This is a genomic window from Sulfurovum sp. NBC37-1, from assembly GCF_000010345.1.
In the GTDB taxonomy this organism is placed as follows: Bacteria; Campylobacterota; Campylobacteria; order Campylobacterales; family Sulfurovaceae; genus Sulfurovum.
Window position 1 is genome coordinate 1,137,883 of record NC_009663.1, and the last position, 19,730, is coordinate 1,157,612.

General features: G+C 44.0%; 18 protein-coding genes. 8 read left to right on the forward strand and 10 right to left on the reverse strand.

Annotated elements, in window-relative coordinates; all coding sequences use genetic code 11:
- Positions 1-62 precede the first annotated feature (62 nt).
- The 6 genes from lpxB to SUN_RS05775 form a co-directional block, all read right to left on the reverse strand.
- Positions 63-1,112, reverse strand: a complete 1,050-nt coding sequence (gene lpxB, locus SUN_RS05750; protein ID WP_011980802.1) for a lipid-A-disaccharide synthase — start codon at positions 1,110-1,112, stop codon at positions 63-65.
- Positions 1,113-1,161: 49 nt separating this feature from the next.
- Positions 1,162-1,848, reverse strand: a complete 687-nt coding sequence (locus SUN_RS05755) for a rhodanese-like domain-containing protein (RefSeq protein ID WP_011980803.1) — start codon at positions 1,846-1,848, stop codon at positions 1,162-1,164.
- 46 nt (positions 1,849-1,894) lie between these two features.
- Positions 1,895-2,227: a hypothetical protein gene (locus SUN_RS05760; RefSeq protein WP_011980804.1), complete on the reverse strand. Its 333-nt coding sequence runs from the start codon at positions 2,225-2,227 to the stop codon at positions 1,895-1,897.
- Positions 2,228-2,310: 83 nt separating this feature from the next.
- Entirely contained in the window at positions 2,311-2,784 is a 474-nt protein-coding gene (locus tag SUN_RS05765; RefSeq protein ID WP_011980805.1) for a DUF1566 domain-containing protein, read from the reverse strand.
- Between the two features lie 70 nt (positions 2,785-2,854).
- Positions 2,855-3,973: a linear amide C-N hydrolase gene (locus SUN_RS05770; RefSeq protein ID WP_011980806.1), complete on the reverse strand. Its 1,119-nt coding sequence runs from the start codon at positions 3,971-3,973 to the stop codon at positions 2,855-2,857.
- Positions 3,974-3,996: 23 nt separating this feature from the next.
- Entirely contained in the window at positions 3,997-5,376 is a 1,380-nt protein-coding gene (locus SUN_RS05775; protein ID WP_011980807.1) for a Na+/H+ antiporter NhaC family protein, read from the reverse strand.
- A 43-nt stretch (positions 5,377-5,419) separates the two neighbouring features.
- Here SUN_RS05775 and SUN_RS05780 point away from each other — a divergent pair, with 43 nt between their 5' ends.
- The 4 genes from SUN_RS05780 (at position 5,420) to SUN_RS05795 (ending at position 10,026) form a co-directional block, all read left to right on the forward strand.
- Entirely contained in the window at positions 5,420-6,124 is a 705-nt protein-coding gene (locus tag SUN_RS05780) for a L,D-transpeptidase family protein (RefSeq protein ID WP_011980808.1), read from the forward strand.
- Between the two features lie 181 nt (positions 6,125-6,305).
- Positions 6,306-7,937, forward strand: coding sequence for an inorganic phosphate transporter (locus tag SUN_RS05785; RefSeq protein ID WP_041672955.1), 1,632 nt, complete (start codon positions 6,306-6,308; stop codon positions 7,935-7,937).
- Complete coding sequence (locus tag SUN_RS05790; RefSeq protein WP_011980810.1) at positions 7,937-9,751, forward strand: Na/Pi cotransporter family protein; 1,815 nt, start codon at positions 7,937-7,939, stop codon at positions 9,749-9,751. Before SUN_RS05785 ends, SUN_RS05790 begins: the two co-directional genes overlap by 1 nt.
- Positions 9,751-10,026, forward strand: coding sequence for a hypothetical protein (locus SUN_RS05795; RefSeq protein WP_011980811.1), 276 nt, complete (start codon positions 9,751-9,753; stop codon positions 10,024-10,026). Before SUN_RS05790 ends, SUN_RS05795 begins: the two co-directional genes overlap by 1 nt.
- A gap of 60 nt (positions 10,027-10,086) precedes the next feature.
- Here the strand turns inward: SUN_RS05795 and SUN_RS05800 are convergent, their stop codons facing one another.
- Both SUN_RS05800 and SUN_RS05805 read right to left on the reverse strand, forming a co-directional pair.
- On the reverse strand, positions 10,087-11,799 hold the full coding sequence (locus tag SUN_RS05800) for an oleate hydratase (protein ID WP_011980812.1): 1,713 nt from the start codon (positions 11,797-11,799) through the stop codon (positions 10,087-10,089).
- A gap of 143 nt (positions 11,800-11,942) precedes the next feature.
- Positions 11,943-12,869, reverse strand: coding sequence for an STM4504/CBY_0614 family protein (locus tag SUN_RS05805; RefSeq protein WP_011980813.1), 927 nt, complete (start codon positions 12,867-12,869; stop codon positions 11,943-11,945).
- A 337-nt stretch (positions 12,870-13,206) separates the two neighbouring features.
- Between SUN_RS05805 and SUN_RS05810 the strand changes: the two genes are divergently transcribed.
- Positions 13,207-13,845, forward strand: a complete 639-nt coding sequence (locus tag SUN_RS05810; RefSeq protein WP_011980814.1) for a class I SAM-dependent methyltransferase — start codon at positions 13,207-13,209, stop codon at positions 13,843-13,845.
- Positions 13,846-14,065: 220 nt separating this feature from the next.
- Here SUN_RS05810 and SUN_RS05815 read toward each other — a convergent pair whose 3' ends face one another.
- Together SUN_RS05815 and metG are read right to left on the reverse strand one after the other, a co-directional pair.
- Positions 14,066-15,046: a hypothetical protein gene (locus tag SUN_RS05815; protein WP_011980815.1), complete on the reverse strand. Its 981-nt coding sequence runs from the start codon at positions 15,044-15,046 to the stop codon at positions 14,066-14,068.
- Positions 15,046-16,995 (reverse strand): methionine--tRNA ligase, encoded by a 1,950-nt coding sequence (gene metG / locus SUN_RS05820; protein ID WP_011980816.1) that lies wholly within the window; start codon positions 16,993-16,995, stop codon positions 15,046-15,048. Before metG ends, SUN_RS05815 begins: the two co-directional genes overlap by 1 nt.
- Positions 16,996-17,164: 169 nt before the next feature.
- Here metG and SUN_RS05825 point away from each other — a divergent pair, with 169 nt between their 5' ends.
- The 3 genes from SUN_RS05825 (at position 17,165) to SUN_RS05835 (ending at position 19,721) form a co-directional block, all read left to right on the forward strand.
- On the forward strand, positions 17,165-17,680 hold the full coding sequence (locus SUN_RS05825; RefSeq protein WP_011980817.1) for a hypothetical protein: 516 nt from the start codon (positions 17,165-17,167) through the stop codon (positions 17,678-17,680).
- A complete protein-coding gene (locus tag SUN_RS05830; RefSeq protein WP_011980818.1) occupies positions 17,680-17,934 on the forward strand; it encodes a GIY-YIG nuclease family protein in 255 nt (84 codons plus the stop codon). Before SUN_RS05825 ends, SUN_RS05830 begins: the two co-directional genes overlap by 1 nt.
- Before the next feature lie 80 nt (positions 17,935-18,014).
- Positions 18,015-19,721 carry an AMP-binding protein gene (locus tag SUN_RS05835; protein ID WP_011980819.1) on the forward strand — a complete coding sequence of 569 codons (1,707 nt, stop codon included), beginning with the start codon at positions 18,015-18,017 and terminating at the stop codon, positions 19,719-19,721.
- Positions 19,722-19,730 lie beyond the last annotated feature (9 nt).

Genomic DNA, 19,730 nt, shown 5'->3' on the forward strand with positions numbered 1-19,730 from the left:
ACGGCACCACTAAATTTATTGTATCTTATATATCGGAAATGGTGCTATGAGGACACAGCACCCTACGGTTGCATAATAATTCTTGCAACGTTTGCTGAGCTTCCGTGCCCAAGATATTCCCTGAGCTCTTTTGCCTTGGCAGTGAATTTTTTTCGGTCGGTATTGTAGTATTCTTTGAGCAGGTTGTCAACCGTGACCTCTTCCTGCAGCAGTTCTTTGTGTAGGGTTGTACCGTTGTAATGTGAGAGGATGATATTTGCCAGGCCTATCTGGGTGATACCCAAAATTTTGAAAGCAACGAAATAGTCGATCTTCTTGGCAATGTAGGTAAGGGTGAACGGTGTACCTATGAGTGCTGCTTCAAGTGTAGCAGTACCCGAACAGATGAAAGCAAACTCCGAACGTCTGAGGGCATCGTGCGTGTCTCTTATGATCTCGAATGCATCACTCCCCTCGTAAAGTTCTGCGATTTTTTTGTCGCTGAAAGAGGGTGGGATGACGAGTAGCGGCCTGATCTCGCTTCCCAGCTTTTGTCTGAGCTCCAGAAAAATGGGCATCAGCCGGCTGATCTCCGCTTTCCGGCTTCCGGGCATAAAGGCAATGTACCCTTTTGCTCTTTCCCCATCGTGCTCTATATCGATCTCATCGAGCAGTGGATGACCGACATACTGTGCCTTGCCGCTCTTGTAGTAGTCTATTTCAAAGGGGAGAATGCCAAGCAGGTGATCACAATACTTTTCAAGTTTTGCCACACGTTTGGGACGGCTTGCCCATACCTGTGGGAGGATATAGTAGATGATCTCTTTGTCCGGATAAGTGGTTTTAAGCTTTTTTGCCAAAGGAAGGTTGAATCCCGAACCATCCATCAGCAGCACTTTATCAGCATCTTTGGCAAGTGCTACCATTTCATCGGCCACTTTAAAGAACCATCGCAGTTTTTTGACGGCATCCACCACACCCATGATCGCCATCTGTGAGATGTCGTACAGAGGTGTACCGTTCTCTATGCTTTTGTCAAAGATACCCATGAGTTCTATATCGCGGGTATGCTTGAGTACCTCTTTCAGATGCAGGTTGGATGATGGCTCAAGGGCGGATACAAGTAGTTTCACGATGTGCTGTCCTCAAGGTAGATTTGCCGTATTTTAGCACAGGGCATCTCTATTTAGCCCTTGTTGAGGTCATTCCCAGTGTCAGCCAATCATGCATACCGCCTCTGTACCATTTGATCTTTTTTGCGGGATATCCAAGTTTCAGAAGATGCTCTATCATCTTGGGTGACTGGCTGCACCATGCTCCGTTACAGAAAAGAACAATGATTTTTGCATTTGAAAAATCGTATTGACCATTCTTTTGGATGATTCCGAGAGTTTTGAGTGCTTTTTGAAAGGCCTTTGGAAAAAGATTGGCTTTGGAGATGTCAAGATGTGAGATGTTGACAGCTCCCGGGATTGTACGATAGCGGTACCAGTTTTCCATTCTTGTGTCGATCAGCATCATGTCATCACGGTCCTGCATGGTCTTGATGAATTTCATCACTTCCATCTCACCGTAGGTTTCGACATCCGGGTGCAGTTTCATGGGTTGTACCTGCCCGACACTGGTCACGAACATTGCTTTGCACTCTATCGGAACGGAAGGATTCGCGTAACTGCCTTCCCATATCATTTCATTCGTGATCGCAAGATCGAGGCATTTAGGATCGATCTCTCTTTCTATATGGATCTTCTCGTTTTTACCATTTTTGTCTGTGTGCTGTGTTCTTACGCCTGTATATTGATATACTCTAAGATTCTCTGCCAAAAGAGGTAAGAAGAGAATGGAAGCCGAGAGGATAAGATGTTTCATGATTCATTCTTTAATATATTATAAAATGATATTAACAAAGAATAGTTTACTGATAGTTAATATATCTTGGAATTACTTTGATTCTGGATCTTCCTACCGGTTTCAGTCCAAGGACCTGCTCGGGTGTCATAAGCGGTTTGTCTTCTCTGAAAAAAAATTTGAATCCTCCGGCAAATTGTGCAGCACGTTTTTTCGTGTAGATCCCATTGTATATCTTGACCTTCAGTGCCGGGGAGCCGTGTCCGTCAAGGTTCATCAACAGGTGAACCTTGTCATAATACCCGAGTACGCTTTTATGGGAAAGCATCTTTTCCGTAAACATATGCACGATCAGTATTTTGTCTTGTTTGATACCATGTTCTTTTAGGTAGATGCTCATCAGTTTCTGTACTTGATTGACCTGTTCCCCTGTAATGGAGCCTTTACATCAAGCAGTCTGTCCTCCGGTCGTTGTATTAAGTATCACTTCTCTCTTCCGACACACAGTGCATAGAACTTCTTGTTCATGTCAGCAACAAAATATCTCCCAAGTTCAAAATCAAAATACCATGCTTCATTCTTTCTGTCTTTGGTGGATGACCAGTAGATGCCTTTCTGAATATGTTTGAAAGCATGTTTGACCGTTACATCCCGGCGTGACAGTTCGAGCAGAGAGCGCATCTCTTCTTTGGTGGGAAGCTGCCATTTCGTATAGCCTAAGTAATCCATCTTTTCGCAGTATTGGACGGCATCATGATAGTTCATTTTTTTGGAGGGTTTTGCGTCGTAATAGAACTTTTTATCTTTTTTGTCCAGAACGATCTGTTTTTTGTTGTCTCTGGCAAAATTTTTGTCGACATTGCCTTTACCGTGTTCATAGGCAAAACTAAAATCCGGCCAGAAACCGCTATACAGTACGGCAATGCTGAGTGTGGATAGTACAAATATTTTTTTCATTTGAGTTTCCTTCAATTTTTAATATAGATTATAACAAAATCCAGCCCGCGCATTATTGCGAAGGCTGGTTTTATTTGATCTTTGATGTCACATCGATGGGATCATTCCTGTTTCCTCTAAGGGACATAGTAAAAGGCTTTTTGAGGGAAGTGAAATCAATCTTTTTGAGATCTACTTTTCGGACCGAGCGGTCATTATCGGTGTGGTAGTAGTAGATGAGGTTCTTCAGGTCGCAGGCACAGGTGTATTGGGTTCCTCCATAGGGCAGAGGCTTGAGCCCCATTTTTTTGAGCGCGTTCGGATCTACTTTTTCGGCGGGTACGTTGAAGTTGTCCAGGATCCTGAAAAGCTCGGTTACGGTATCGTATCCGCCCTTCGTCTTGCGGGCAGTCTGCTTAAAGGCAACGGCACGGATAAAGCGGGAGGGAGGAGTGAAATCACCGGGTATCCCCAGCAAAGCGGAACCTGCACCGATAGGCCTGATAGTCATACTGTCTATTTTGACCTGTTTCCAGTCAACGGAGCGTATGTTTAGATAATTTCGCAGATTGGTCAGATGCCAGGGATACGGAGGTGAGTTTGTCATCACGCCCAGCGGAGCGTCATAGATATGAAGTTTGCCGTCGACATACTCTACAACGATCTCTTTGCCCGAAGCATCAGTAATGGCCCAGTGCAAAGGTATGGACCCGCCAAAGGCTGGATGAATAAAAGGAACTATCCGGACTTTACCTCTCTTGAGGACGCTGCGTACTTCGTCAACCGTTGCGAACTGACTGACAATCCACTTGTTGAAATCGGGGGCGGTGATGGAGTTGGCCGCCTGAGCAGGATTGTATTCCTGATATTTGGCAAATCCGGGAAGATAGAGCGACTGGGAGCTCAGTCCCTTCTCATTCATCGCTTCATCAAAAGACATCTTCATCATATCGACGCCAACAAAGCCGTATTTGGCCTTCCAATGCATCCCAAGTTTTTTGTCTGTCATAGGGAGTGACTTCAGTTTTGCATTTCTCGGAATGACTCTCAGTCGCATTTCCATATCGAATCCGGCCCACTCCATGGTTCGTCCGCTCACCGTCGTTCCATCGACGCCTTTCAGAGAGATATGGGTACACGCACCGGCTGTTATAAATGCTGTGATCAGTGAAAACACGACTATTATAGGTATTGTTATCATTTTTTTCATTTTGTCTCCTGTGTGTTTGAGTATTATACTAATATCCATCCGGATAGCAGAAATGCCGCTGCCGACAGTACTCCGCCGATCAATGCGTAGGGAAGCTGTGTTCTGACATGTTCCACATGGTCACATCCCGCAGCCATGGAGGAGATGATGGTGGTGTCGGAAATGGGAGAAGCGTGGTCGCCGAAGATCCCGCCGGAGATCACAGCCGCAATGACGAGAGGAATGTCCAGACCCATCGTTGCTCCCAGTGCCAGGCCTATGGGCATCATGATGGAAAAGGTACCCCAGCTTGTTCCGGTGGAAAAGGCGGTAATGCCTGAAACAAGAAAGATAAGCATGGGGATCAACACCGGTGATATATTGCCGCTGAGCAGATCGGAGAGGTAGGCTGCAGTACCGAGGTCACCGATGACCTTGCCTATGAAGATGGCAAAGAGGAGTATCATTGTGACGGGTATCATCTCTCCCAGGCCGAGGTAAAAGCTTTTAAAGTAGGCTTTGTGTGAGATAATCCTGCCCGGAATGTAGTAGAGGTAGATGAAGATGAGCGTTACGATCACCGCATAATAGACAGAAGTGGAACCCGAGCCTTTGAAGATGTCACCCTTGCCTGTAATGTAGAGCGCCACAGGGACGGCAAGGACCATGACTATCAGGGGTAACAGCATGGGCCAGGGGGTTTTTTTGATCTGCTCGTTCACACTGCTGGGGTGGTAGGCAGCGGGAAGCGCATGTTTCATGGGGCCGATCTCCCATTTAAAGTAGATCACCCCCAGGACGATCAGCAGCGTGAATATGGCGTAGAAGTTGTAGGGTATGGAAGAGACAAGCAGGGAGACGGGATCGCCGCTGATGACCTTGGACTCTACTGCCGTGATGATCAGTCCCAGAAGCAGGGCACCCCAGCCGTTCATGGGGATCAGCGAACAGATAGGCGCGGAAGTGGAGTCGCAGATATAGGCGAGTTTTTCACGGCTCACCCCGTGCTTGTCGCAAAGCGGTTTGGCTACGGTGCCGGCGACCAGCGAAGTAATGGACGATTCGATGAAGATGATGACGCCGATGATATAGGCAAGCATCATGGAGCCGGTGGGGGAATCGATCTTTTTTGCTTCCCGGCTTAGGTATGCCACGAAACTGTCCACGGCACCGCTGTCCGTCAGCAGTCTTATGATGGCGCCGACGAGCAGCATGAAAAGCAGTGTCTTGGTGATCCACCCCTCTGCAAAAAGGGAAATGATGCCGTCAAAAAGTGCTGTGAAAGCCGTGAGCGGGTTATAGCCGTTGAGTACCAAAAGGCCGGCAAAGATCCCTCCGACGAGCGAAACGATGACATCTTTTGTTATAATGGCCAAAAAGATCGTAAGCAGGGGTATTGCGATTGAGATGATTCCGTATTCCATAAAAAGTACCTGATCGTTTAATGTATGAAAGGATTATAACACAATGAAAAAGATTTTACTTGGCTTACTGCTTTTTGCTGCAACACTACAGGCAAAGCTGCCCGAAACGGAACAGCTGATCGTCGTGACGACAAAGAACTGGTCCACACCCAATGGTATGCTGCAGCGTTATGAGAAAAAAGGGTCCGTGTGGCAGAAGGTAGGCAAGTCTGTCCATGTGAAGATCGGACGCAACGGCATAGGATGGGGCAGGGGACTGCACCGCATTCCCAAGGATGCTAAGATCATCAAGAAAGAGGGGGACGGCAAGGCACCGGCAGGCATCTTCGAACTCAAACAGGCCTTTGGGTACCAGCCTTTTGATGTCAGGTATCCCTACGTCGTTTACAAAGAGACGGACCATTGCGTAGACGATGTACATTCTAAGTATTACAACAAGATCGTTGACAGTACGAAGATAAAGGTTGATTACAAAAGTAAGGAACATATGAAGTTCCCCAAGGATTACTACAAGTATGGTATTGTGGTCAATCACAACCACATTGACGAAAAGGGAGCAATCCCCGGTGCGGGATCGTGCATATTCCTGCATATCAAAAAGGTGCCGACTGCGGGATGTACGGTCATGAATGAGAGGGAGATGAAAAGTCTCATCAAGTGGCTGGATGCAGAGAAGAATCCGCTTCTGATCCAGGGAACGAAAAATGTCGTACAGAGGCTGGGGAAGAATTTCAAACTCTTTCTATAGGCTTTGTCCCTGTGATTTTAACTTCAGGGCAAATTTAATAGAGATACGAGAGTAGGATTCCCGTGCAATAATGCGCGGGATGGTTTTATTTGATCTTTGATGTCACATCGATGGGAACATGCTTTTTATTTTGCTACTAAGTCAAGGAGGAGTACAATAGTAATAAAGGATGGAATGGATTATGGAAATACAGACAGTAAAAAAAATGGAAAAAGAGGCTATAAAAAGTAGTGGTTTTGATTTTATAAGGCTTGGGGCCGCACTCTTTTTTATGGTAGCGGTTTTAAGCTATAGCTTTATGAGTACGGGTGGAATACCAAACAATGTTTTCTTGGCGATTGCAGCGCTCTTTGGTGCCTATATGGCTATGAATATCGGTGCCAATGATGTAGCAAACAATGTAGGGCCGGCTGTTGGTTCAAGAGCACTTACCATGGGTGGGGCTATCGTCATTGCAGCCATATTCGAGGCAGCAGGAGCATTGATAGCAGGTGGTGATGTTGTAAAGACCATCAAAAAAGGGATTATTGATATTGCTGCTTTTGGTACTAATGCAGATTCATTTATCTGGGCTATGATGTCGGCACTTTTGGCTGCTGCGTTGTGGCTGAATTTTGCAACGATGGCAAAAGCACCGGTATCAACCACGCACTCTATTGTCGGTGGCGTCATGGGTGCCGGTATTGCCGCAGCGGGGTTCAGCATTGTTTCCTGGGGGACTATGGGAAAGATCGCAGCTTCATGGATCATTTCCCCTGTACTTGGCGGGATTATTGCAGCTTCTTTCCTTTTTGCCATAAAGAAAACAATGGTTTTCAAGGAGGACAAAGTGGAAGCAGCCGTTAAATGGGTTCCCGTTTTTGTTGCTGTTATGTCTTGGGCTTTTATTACCTACCTTACGTTAAAAGGCCTTAAAAAAGTTTGGCCAAGTATCGTGGATATACTGATTTTTTTACCTGATACGAAAAAACCTACTTTTATTGTTGCCGCTATCTTTGGACTTGTTGTAGGAATCATTGTTTATTTTATAGTAAAAACAGTTGTTGCAAAAAAAGCGCACAATATTGAAAACAGTCGTATAGGTATCAATATGCTCTTTACGCTACCCCTTATCTTTGCAGCGGCACTCTTAAGCTTTGCACACGGTGCAAACGATGTGGCAAATGCCATCGGACCTTTGGCGGCCATCAGTGATGCTGTAATGACCGGTGGTATTTCAGCAAAAGCAGGCATACCCTTATGGGTCATGGCAGTGGGCGCACTGGGGATTGCCATCGGTCTTGCACTCTACGGGCCAAAGCTTATCAGAACAGTGGGTTCCGAGATTACAGAACTCGATCAGATAAGAGCATTCTCTGTAGCTATGGCAGCTTCCATTACGGTCATTATCGCGTCCCAGTTGGGACTTCCTGTCAGTTCTACCCATATTGCCGTAGGTGGTATCTTCGGTGTTGGATTTTTAAGAGAATATCTTGATACAACCAAAATTCAAGATGAGATTATCCATGATAAAGAACGTATCGTTGATGAGAAAAAACAGCTTAAAGCACTGCATGCCGAACTAAAAACTCTTGAAGTAAAAGAGGAAAAGGGAAAAACGGAGTATGAAAGGATTGTTGATCTTTATAAGATGATTGATGAAGAAGAATCGCGCCTGAAAAAAGCTAAAAAGATGTTAAAAAGTGCCCAAAAAGTTAAATACGTCAAAAGGGAAGCGGTGAAGAAGATTATCGCTGCCTGGGTTATTACCGTTCCTGCCGCCGCTGTACTGTCTGCCGCGATCTACTTTATGATCAGAGGAATGGTTCTTTAATGTTAAAACGAATTTTTTTACCAACCATACTCATCATACTGGGATATGGCTTTTGGATCAGTCCCAATTTTAAAGAAATATCAGCTGGAGTAGCAATATTTCTATTTGGTATGATTGCCCTTGAAGAAGGCTTTAAAGCTTTTTCAGGAGGTACCCTTGAGAAAGTCCTCAAAAAATCTACAGATAAACTATCTAAGAGCATAGGATTTGGTTTTGTAGCGACTGCCATGATGCAGTCGAGCTCCCTTGTGTCCGTACTGACTATTTCATTTCTTGGTGCAGGTCTGATTGGCCTCTTTCAGGGAGTAGGGATCATTTATGGTGCCAATATCGGTACCACAACCGGAGCATGGCTTATGGCGGGATTTGGATTAAAAATCCATATTGCACAATATGCAATGCCTATGCTGGTATTTGGTATTATCCTGATATTTCAAAAGGCCAAGTCTCTCAAAGGATTTGGGTATATACTGGCCGGACTGGGCTTTCTGTTCCTTGGGATTCATTACATGAAAGAAGGCTTTGAGGCGTTCAAAGATACTATTGACCTTGCCGCATTTGCCGTGCCGGGATTCAAAGGCATAATAATCTTTATCGGTATCGGGGTGCTGGCAACAGTTATTATGCAATCTTCGCATGCCACTATTGTATTGATCCTGGCAGCTTTGGCAGCAAACCAGATAACATATGAAAATGCCATTGCCCTGGTTATCGGTGCCAACATCGGTACGACCATCACGGCGATTCTCGGTTCATTAAGTTCAAATATTGATGGAAAAAGATTGGCAGGTGCCCACCTGATATTCAACGTAGTGACAGCGGTGATCGCTGTAGCAATCATGCATCAGATGATGTCCACCGTGGATTTTATCAGCGATCATCTCGGTATCGCAAGTGATAACCATACATTAAGACTGGCTGTATTCGACAGTTTGTTCAAGATCATGGGTGTGGTGATATTTATACCTTTTACGCAGCGGCTTGTTGACTTTCTTCAAACTGCTATTAAAAGCAATAAGAAAAAAGAAGGTGAGTTTGAAGGCGCGAAGTATTTGAATGACTCGGTTTTGGAGCTCCCGGCAACGGCGATGCTCTCCTTGATAAAGGAGACAAAGCATTTGTACGAGAATGCTTTTGAAATCATAGCCCACGGTTTGAATTTAAAGCGAAGCAATATTGTATCCACCAGGCCGCTGGAAGAAATTGTAATGGATCCTTACAGTAAAAAAATAATTGATATAGATGATTTCTACCGCCACAGGATCAAAGGGCTTTATGGTGAGATCATAGATTTTTCCGCCAAAGCCCAATCCTATATGAGTACAGAAGATATTCAGAAATTATATAAATTAAAGCTTGCCAACAGGGATATTGTCGAAGCAGTGAAAGATACACATCATCTGCAAAAGAATTTAATAAAATATTCCACCAGCGAGAATGAGCATATCAAAGAAAAATATAATAATATCAGAGTAGGTTTGGCTGAATTGTTGAGAAACATTGACAAATTATCTAAAATGATGGAGGAAGATGAAATCCTTCTCCTTTTGTCAAAAGTCAAAGTGCATATGGAAAGATACGATATTCTGGCAAACGGTACTCTTGACAATCTGATACGAAATAACCTGATCACCAATGAAATGGCAACTTCATTGATGAACGATAGTGCCTATGCCTACAAGATCAGCCAAAACTTCATTGCCATGGCAGAGATCTTATTTATAGATTTTTCCAGTGACATAAAAGACCTTGCGGAAGAGTTTATGGTCAATGATGAAGATGTTGATTTAATTTTAAAAGAGGAGAGAGCATAATGGGTGTAAAAAAATTCATTAACAGTGTAAAAGAATTATTGGGATTGGAGGGGTTTGAAGTAGAAGGGAAAAAGAAATCCATTAGACGTCTTTTGGAAAAACTGAAGTCCAAAAAAGAGATGCTTGAAAAAGAATCAAAGAAAAAGATGGGGAAAAAAGAGTCAAAAGAGCTAAAAGAAGAACTGACAATCATCTCTTTGCAGATAAAAAAAGGCGAAAAGATATTGGCCAGGCTTAATGACAAAAAGAATGCTGATATTTCAAATAAAAAATAATAAGAATCCCTACCTCTGGAAAGATAGGGTTTTTACATAATTGCTTAAAGAACCAGGGTTTTACAGCAAGCCCTCAAAGGTGGTATTGGCCAGTTTCTTTTTGATGACACTCTCGATCAGTCTCTGAACAATACCCTCATCATCGGGTTTCATCGTTTTGACCGCAGCAGCCAGAGCGCGTATATCGTATTGGCTCGGGTAGATCTCCGGGACCGGCTTCTCCAGATTTAGAAAATGGTATACAGCCATGATGGCGGAACGGACAGAATACTCTACGGTGAAGACACAGTCGCCCTCTATTTCACAGAACTGGCCCAAAAATGCAAGGTTCACGCTGCCTTCCGGGATGACTTTTGGCCTGTCGCCTTTAACTCTTGGCATGAACTGGCTTGTAATATAGGGCATCATTGCAGGGATGACAATACACTCATCGAGATAGGCCTGCATCTCGTTCGCATCGATGCCGAGATGATACAGCAGTTCCTGCAGCAGTTCCCTGCCGGTACATTCGCTCATCTTTTTGTCAATGAAATCGCCTTTCTTGTCGGGGAAGAGGGCATAGGCCCATGCCACGGTGGTGTCGGCAGGCTGGTTCTTGAACTGTGGCTGTCTGTTGACCGTGACGCTGAGCAGCCAGCTGGAATCTTTGACGGTGATGATGCCGCCTGTCGCGGTGCGGTGGGGAAGGAACTTTCGTTCGGCAAAATCTTCCAGGAGTTTGCGTATTTTCGTTCCCTTTGCCGTGATGGTGAAAGATTCCCACTTCGTTTTGTCGATGTCGCTGCAGAAGACTTCTGGTTTGCCAAAAGCCTCATCTTTTGCCGCCACCTTCTTCCACAGACCCCATACTGCCCCTTCACTTCTGTCCAGGACCGGTGCATGGTCCGTATCGCCAAGCGATGAGTTCTCGGTCATGGAGCCGTTGGTGAAGAAGACGAGGTCGTCAGCGGATGTCTTTATCGTTTCCTCACTGCCGTTTTTGTTCAGATGTATGGCCGTCACCGTTTTTTGATCTTCATTGATGTCGATATCCAGATCGGTCACCGTGGTGTTGAAGACAAAACTGACTCCTTTTGATTCCAGCAGTCTTTTCAGCGGAAGTATCAGGGAGTCGTACTGGTTGTATTTGGTGAAAACAAGACCTCTCATCGTACTCATACCTGGCATCAGATGGATAAAACGATGCATATATCGTTTCATTTCCACGACACTGTGCCAGGTCTCAAATGCGAACATGCTTCTCCAGTAGAGCCACATATCTGTCTCAAAAAACGATTTGTCGAAATACTCTTCAACAGTTGCGGCACCAAGATCTTCTTCTTTTGTAAGCAGCAGCCTGGTCAGTTTATGCGTATTTTTTTCATGGAGCCCCAGATCGGTTCTGCGATGTTTTTCACCCCGGTTGTAAATGACCCTTACCTTGGAAAAGTTCGGGTCGATCTCATTGAGTTCTCTGAACTCATCCAGAACGGTACGTTCCTCTTCTTCGATGGAAGGTACCTGTGAAAGGAGGTCCCACAGACATTCGTAATGCGCTTCCATCTCCCTTCCGCCACGCGCGATGAAGCCATCCTCGGGATTACCGGCACCGTCCATGGCACCACCGGCCAAGCTGCCTTCTTCGAAAATGGTGATCTGATTTCCCTGCATATGCCCATCACGCATCAGGTACTCCGCTGCGGCCAATGAGGCTATCCCCGAGCCTATGAGGAAGGCTCTTTTGTTCTCGATTCCTTCTGGTTTGCGTGTGTTGATCCGTTGATAATTGTTCATGTTTGGCCTTTTTGTATTTTGCTTACTACTATTGTAGCCATATCAACCCGAATTATCAAGATGGTTTCTGGATGATTCTAACGACTGGATTGAGAAATATTTGAGCGCAGGGTCAAATATTTCTCTCCAATGATTTGTTAGCTTTATGTGTGTAGCAACTTTTCTTGTTGTATCAAAAATAATATATTACTAGCTGTTAAATGTAACATATAACTAGTTATTTCATTTGTTACTTGAATTTGTTGAACCCCTTGACCATGTCCAGAGTTTCTATTTCTTATTGTTGGAACACCACTTTCAAATAATTGTTGAAGTGATGAAAATTGTGTTTGTAAATAAGTTGGAATAAGATTATTATCAAAGCATATCTTTATCAATCTCTTAGATGTATCATTTTGGTTATATGACCAATTATTTTTATCACAAATTGCTTTTAAAGTACTCTCGAATGATTTTAGACATTCATTTAAACATTCTTGATTTCTATTGTTTCTATAATGTTCATGAGCTTTTAAAAACTCTTCATTAGCCCCTGAATATATTGGGTTATGCAAAAGTTTTAAAACAGGTTTTACAACTTCTGAGTGAATCATTTGTGAATCTATTCTAATTAACTCATTTGATTCAAATTGATAGCCTATACCATGTTCTTTAAATCTTTGATTTAGTTCTTCAATAGCTTCATCTGGACTAAGTCTATGATCTTGAGTATAATATTGATAACTGTCTTGTCTTACAACTTTGTTTATAAATTTGAAACTTAATTCTATTATATCCAATGCTTTTTCATATTCATGTGTGGATAAAAAGAAATTATAAATTTCATTAAATGTATAATTCTCGTCTTCTTTTAATGAAAACACTCCATATTCTTTGCAAAGAATTCTATGAATTTCATCAAATGCATTTGAAACATAATTATGACCATAAGTGTCTTTGCCAAATGTATCTTTAATAATATGTACAACCTGAACTCTAAAATTATTATTTATATCTTCATATTGATATACATCCGGAATTTCCCCTCTAAGTTTTTTTTGTCTTTTAGAAAACAAGTCAAATATACCCATCACATACCTTTTTTAGTATTAAGCTAACTTATTCATTAGTGTAACACAATGTCCCTCTATTACTTTATTATTCATATTAGTAGTATATCAAAAATATCCGTCTATTTCTAAAATATGCACCCCAGGGACATTTCCTCTCTACGGTCAGGGCTCAATATGCCATATTTTTACTACTTTCTTTTTAAAAATCCTATAATGATAAAAATTGCTTATGTCCTTTTAGTCGGATATTTTGGAAGTAAAAAGAAAATTATTAGATAGGGCAGAGTAGTTAGTCCTTTGGATATGTAGCTTTAACCAACCACACTGTACCATAGCACACACAAAGGAGTGAACAATGACCTGCCATATTTGTGACAAGCCTGCAGAGTGTTTTGTGGATGACAAGACAAACATCACATACTACCACTGCAAATCCTGCGAATACATTTTCAAATCTCCGGAATGTTACCAAAGTATAGAAGAACAGAAAAGCCGTTACGACCTGCATGAGAACGATGAGGACCATCCGGGGTACAGGGCTTACTTTCAACGTTTTCTTGACTTTGTGCTGCCACTAGTTGGTACACCGAAAACGGCACTCGATTTCGGTTGTGGCAGAAGTACGCTTCTGGCATCTCTTCTGGAAGAGAAGGGGATACAGTGTGATTATTTCGATCCTCTGTACCACCTCGACAGCCTTGATGATAGTAAAAAATATGAACTTATTGTATCTACAGAAGTTTTCGAGCATTTGCATCAACCGAAAGAAGTATTCCATTCACTTCTTGAGAGGCTTGAAGATGGCGGATATCTTGCACTTCAGACTCAGTTTCATCCCAATAATGAAGAGGCTTTTAAAAAGTGGTACTACCATCAGGACCCGACGCATATCGTTTTTTTCAGGGCGAAAACGTTCAGGGTATTGGCAGAAATGTATGGTTGTGAATTTGTAGGCGATAACGGGAAGAATATGGTGGTGATAGGAAAACCGTAAGATGGATTTGCCCAACGGAAAAGCAGTTTTTATCCTGAACGAGTTTGGGGTGCAGGTCATAGGAACCGCGAAGTTCTTCGCGGCAGAATGTTGAAATGATAAAGTGACTTAGTCCTGAACAAGTTCAGGGTTCCTGTAGGAGCCATGAGGTTCTTTACGGTTAAATGTTTTAATAGTAGGTAGCTTTTATCCCGAACGAGTTCGGGTTCCTGATGATAATTTAAAAGAGGCTGTACTCTTCCTTGATCGTGTTAAGGATACTTTTGTCCGCATTGTAGATGAAGGCGTAGTTGAAGAGGGTGCTTTTGAGGATCTCTCGGACTTCTTCTTCACTCTCGAACCAGTGTGGACGGTCGATTCCCGGTACTTTGGTCTTGGGCGGGGTGAGTACAATTCCTTTGACCCAGGTGTTGCTTCGTTTGATGTACTCTCTGGCTTCAACGATATCTTCTATATTGTCCGTGAAGATGGCAACTTTATCACTCTTGCCCGCCTGAGTGCTTTTGAGCTGTCCGTCTATGAAAACAGGCATGAAGTGTTTGGTGTACTTGAGGCGATCCAGCGAGTAGGGAAGATCTTCAGCCTCACAGAAGGCGACCACGCGGAGGAGATGGTCCAGATGGAAAGGAATGAGCTCTTTTTCCTGATAGACATAGCCGCCGACCTTGAAGGTCGTTCTGAAGAGGGTGTCAAAGACAGGATAGCCTTCCACGTCCCTTTCGAGTCTTTTGATGTCCGGCTTGATGAGCTTCATCAGCTCTTTGTCCGTACCTACGAAAAGGGCATCGTCGGAGTTGAGTATCTGCTCGAAAGCCTTGCGCCAGTCGTTGGCGATGAAAGAGATATTCCCTTTGTGCGTGAGTATCATTTTCAGAAAAGACATTTCATGCTCGTTGAGGAGGAAGAATTTCGCCTCTTTCTTGATGATCACGTAGCGGATGAGTTTGAATGCGGCCAGCTGGATGTCGGAAACTTTGATCCAGGCGATCTCGTCATCCTTTCTTTCAATACTGTCGTCATCGTAGATGATGGCATAGGCACCGTTCTCGACGGCTTTGTTTATCTCTTCCTGGTTGGAGGAAAAGAAAAGGTCGCCGTGTTCCACTTTGGAAGGGTAAACGGTCGCTGCCTCTATGGCCTGGACTTTTGGTGTATTGGTAAGGGTTCCCTCTGTGAGGTTTACAATATCTTCTATTTTCATCAGCTGATCGGTGTCCCCGGTGTTTTAGGTTTTTCAGGACGGATCATGCAGAGTCCGTTCTCGTCTTTGGCTGCAAGAAGCATTCCCTCGCTCTTGAGGCCCATTAGTTTTGCCGGTTTGAGGTTTGCAACGACACAGACCTGTGTACCCAGCATATCATCTGCAGAGTACCACTCTTTGATACCTGCTACAACCTGTCTCGGCTTCTCTTCACCGATGTCGACCTGGAGCAGGAGCAGTTTCTTGCTCTTTGGTACCTCTTCGGCTGCAACGACTGTACCGACTTTCAGTGAGGTCTGGAAGAACTGGTCGATGCCTATGAGAGCAGCACCTTCATCCTTCTTTTTTTCTTCTTTGTTTTCTTTTTTCTCTTCGGTTTTTGTATCTTCAGGAACAGCCTGCTCAAGCAGTGGTTCTTCGACGCGAGGGAAGAGCGGTGGGATCTTTTCGATGGTAAAGGTCTCCAGCAGCTGTTTCTCTTTGATCAGACTGTTCCAGCTTGCATTGTCGATGCTGAAGCTCAGAGCAGTTGCGATCTTCGGGCAGATCACCGGCATGACAGGGTAGAGCATGACCGATACTTTGGCAAGGATATTCGCAATGAGGCCATTGAGTGCCATTGCTTCCCCTTCTTTGCCTTCTTTCATGAGTGTCCATGGCTGATATTTGTCGATAGCTTTGTTGGCAACGCTCAGCGGTCTCCAGAGTTCTTCAAGATAGCGGTGTATCTGCATATCGAAAAGCAGCGGTTCGAGTTTTTCCAGAGAGATATCTACTTCATCAAGTTCGGTCTGGTAGTATTTGGACACATTGGCTGAATCTACCTTGCCTTCGAAGTATTTGCCGCTCATCCCTATGAGACGGTTGAGCAGGTTACCTAGGTCATTTCCCAGATCGGAGTTGATACGGTCGATGAGTGCTTTTTGGGAGAAGTCTCCGTCGCCACCGAAAGGGACTTCCCTGAGCATGAAGTAACGGAAATTGTCCAGGCCGTAGGCATCTGCCACTTCTCTTGGGTTGACGACGTTGCCTTTGGATTTGCTCATTTTCTCTCCATCGCGTGTCCACCAGCCGTGTGCCGCGATGTGTTTAGGCATTTCAAGTCCGAGACTCATCAGGAATGCCGGCCAGTAAATGGCATGGAAACGCAGGATGTCTTTTCCTATGAGGTGTACACGTGCCGGCCAGAAGTCCATTTTGGCTTCATCGGTACCGTAACCGAGCGCGGTCACATAGTTCATCAGTGCATCGAGCCATACATACATGACATGTTTGGGGTCGTTGAGCTCTGCCGGTAGCTTGACACCCCAGTCGAAGCTGGTTCTTGTGATGGAAAGGTCATCAAGACCGCCTTCGACAAAACGGATCACTTCGTTTCGTTTGCTTTTGGGAAGGATGCAGTTGGGGTTGTCGTTGTACCATGCAAGCAGTTTGTCTTCGTAGGCAGAAAGTTTGAAAAAGTAGCTCTCCTCTTCAACGATGGTGGTCGGTTTGCCGCATTCCGGACAGAATTCGCCGTCCACCAGCTGAGATTCGGGGAAAAAGGTCTCGCAGGAGATACAATAGTGGCCTTTATAGACATCTTTGTAGATATCGCCGTTGTCGTACATGACCTTGAAGGCTTTCTGAACCCCTTTCATATGGTCCGCATCGGTTGTTCTGATGAACTTGTCGTAAGAGATACCGAAATCATCCCAGAGATTCTTAAAAGTTGCGGAAATCTCGTCTGCATATTCCTGTGACGTTTTGCCTCTGGCTTTGGCGGATTCCTCTATTTTCTGTCCGTGTTCGTCCGTTCCGGTAAGAAAGAAAGTATCCAGGCCGCTCATGCGGGAGTAGCGTGCAAGTGTGTCTGCAATGATGGTCGTATAGGCGTGACCGATATGGGCAATATCGTTGACATAGTAGATAGGGGTGGTAATGTATGCTTTGTGGCAAGATGATGACATGAAATATAATCCTTAAACAAATGAGTTTATTGTATTTATTATTGTTACACAGTGGTGTAAAATTATAGGAGATATATTAGCGAAATTGTGCTGTGACATGGGTATGCTGTGGATTTATAAAATTATATTATAATAAGTGCAATAAAAGAACAAACGGGGAAATATAGATATGGATCAGCAAAATAAATCCTATTTAGAAAACATTGCCAAAAAAGAGACCTTCAGCGAAGAAGAGAAACAGTTCATTCTTGACAGGCTCAACAATGAGCGATTGGAGAGGCAGAAGTTTCAGGAACTTGTCAAGTCGTACAAAAAGCAATATACGGATGAGGACAAGGACAGAATTCTCAAGGAACTGAACGATAAGCGTATCAGGGAAGAACATAGCAAGGAAATGAAGCGTATACGTTTCCTGAATAAAGAAGTCTATAAATTCGGCAATAAGACGTTCTTCAAACTTAAAGATATGGAACGGGAGTATTACCTTGAAGTAGAAACCTGTGAGAATTTCACCAGCCGTCCCTCCATCGTGCCACTGTACTACAGAACTTTTGGCGAGATGAAGAAAAGGGACGTTCTTCTCAAGATAGAGCAGCACTCCGACAAGATATTCATTTCCAAAGATGCCATCAGGGTCTATTTCAAGCCTTTTGCGCTCGAAGATGCACATTCACCGAGACAATAGTGTATTTTGTCTATATGCTCGAATGTGCTGATGGAACGCTTTATACCGGGATCGCTACTGACCTTGAACGCCGGCTTGATGAGCATAACCATTCATCCAAAGGTGCCAAATATACACGAACAAGACGACCGGTTAAACTGGTTTACACAGAAGAGTATAGTGACAGAAGTACTGCTTCCAAACGGGAGTATGAGATCAAGAAAAAAATGAGTAGAAAAGATAAACTTCATTTGGTGGTAATGAAAAAATCTTAAATAAGGCTCTTTTCTCTTAGCCATTTTTTGTATACTTACAATATTAACGCACCAATTAAATTTATCCCTAAAGGCCCTGCATGAGCAAGCCGTTTATCCAACTGCCCGAATTGACACTCAAGGCACTTTTCGAATATAGTACAGAGACGTATGGTGATCGTCCTGCCGTCCAGTTCGTGGATGGCAATGTCATGAGCTATGAAGCGTTGAAAGCAAAGGTTTCCAAAATACAGGAAATGCTGTATGCCTACGATATCCGTCCCGGAGACAAGGTGGCGCTTTACAGTGAAAACATGCCTAACTGGTCAGCGATCTATTTTGCAGTAGTGACGATGGGTGCAGTCATCGTGCCTATCCTGCCTGATTTTCATACCTCGGAGGCCATGCACATTGCCCATCATGCAGAGTGTAAAGCTGCCTTCATTTCCCAAAAGCTCTTTGAAACGCTTCTGGACGAAAAACAGCCGCCCGATATGTGTCTGCTCGTCATTGCCGACAAGCTGAATATCCTGACAAAACTCTCTACCCCTTCCAAAATGGATAAAATGCTTAAAAGAGGTGGAGAGCAGTTCAGCAAAGCAATGGAGAAGCTCGGGAAGGAGAAAAGAGAGAAGGAAGAGCATATCATCAAAGAAGATGATCTCGCTGCGATCATTTATACTTCCGGAACGACAGGGAGTTCCAAAGGGGTAATGCTCACCCACAGGAATATTACTTTTGATGCCACAGCAGCACAGCATGTGGTGGACATCTTTCCTGAGGACCGTTTTCTTTCCGTGCTTCCGCTTGCACATACCTTCGAGTGTACGGTCGGGATGATCATCCCCATACTTAACGGTGCTTCGATCCACTATATTCAAAAACCGCCGACACCGACCATACTCGTTAAGGCATTGGCAGTGGTCAGGCCGACTTTTATGCTTTCTGTCCCGCTGATCATAGAAAAGATCTACAAGAACAGGATACAGCCCAATTTTGAAAAGAATTTTCTCATCAAAGCACTCTATGCTGTACCGTTCATACGCAAACAGTTGAACAGGATAGCGGGAAAGAAACTTATGGAGACTTTCGGCGGAGAGATGCGTTTCTTCGGTATAGGAGGCGCAGGGCTGTCTCCGCTGGTAGAGAAGTTTCTCAGAGAAGCGGAGTTTCCCTACTGTATCGGTTATGGATTGACGGAAACATCACCCCTTCTTGCAGGTACCAACCCTGAAAAGACAAAATTCAAGGCGATCGGTCCGGTGGTCCCCGGTGTGGAAATTGAACTGCGTGACAAGAATGCAGATGGCATAGGAACCCTTTGGGCAAGAGGTCCCATTGTGATGAAAGGGTACTATAAAGATCCGGAAAAGACAGCTGAAGTGATGGATAAGAACGGATGGTTCAATACTGAAGATATCGGCTACATTGACAATGACGGTTATTTCTTCATGAGCGGACGTGCCAAAAATATCATCGTAGGATCAAGCGGTGAGAATATTTACCCTGAACAGATCGAAGCGGTCATCAATGCCAATATTTCTGTGGCCGATTCACTGGTATTCGATGATAACGGGACTTTGACCGCACGTATCAATCTTGACTATGACAAACTCGATGAAGAACTGGGTGTAAAAAAGAAGTCTGAAACAGAGGTCCACAAGGAAGTGGCAAACGTGCTTGAAGAGATACGCAAAGAGGTGAATGGAAAAGTATCATCTTTTTCTCGCCTCAGAAGAGTGATAGAACAAAAAGAGCCTTTTGTCAAGACACCGACAAAGAAGATCAAGCGTTACCTGTATGTGTAGCGTAATGGA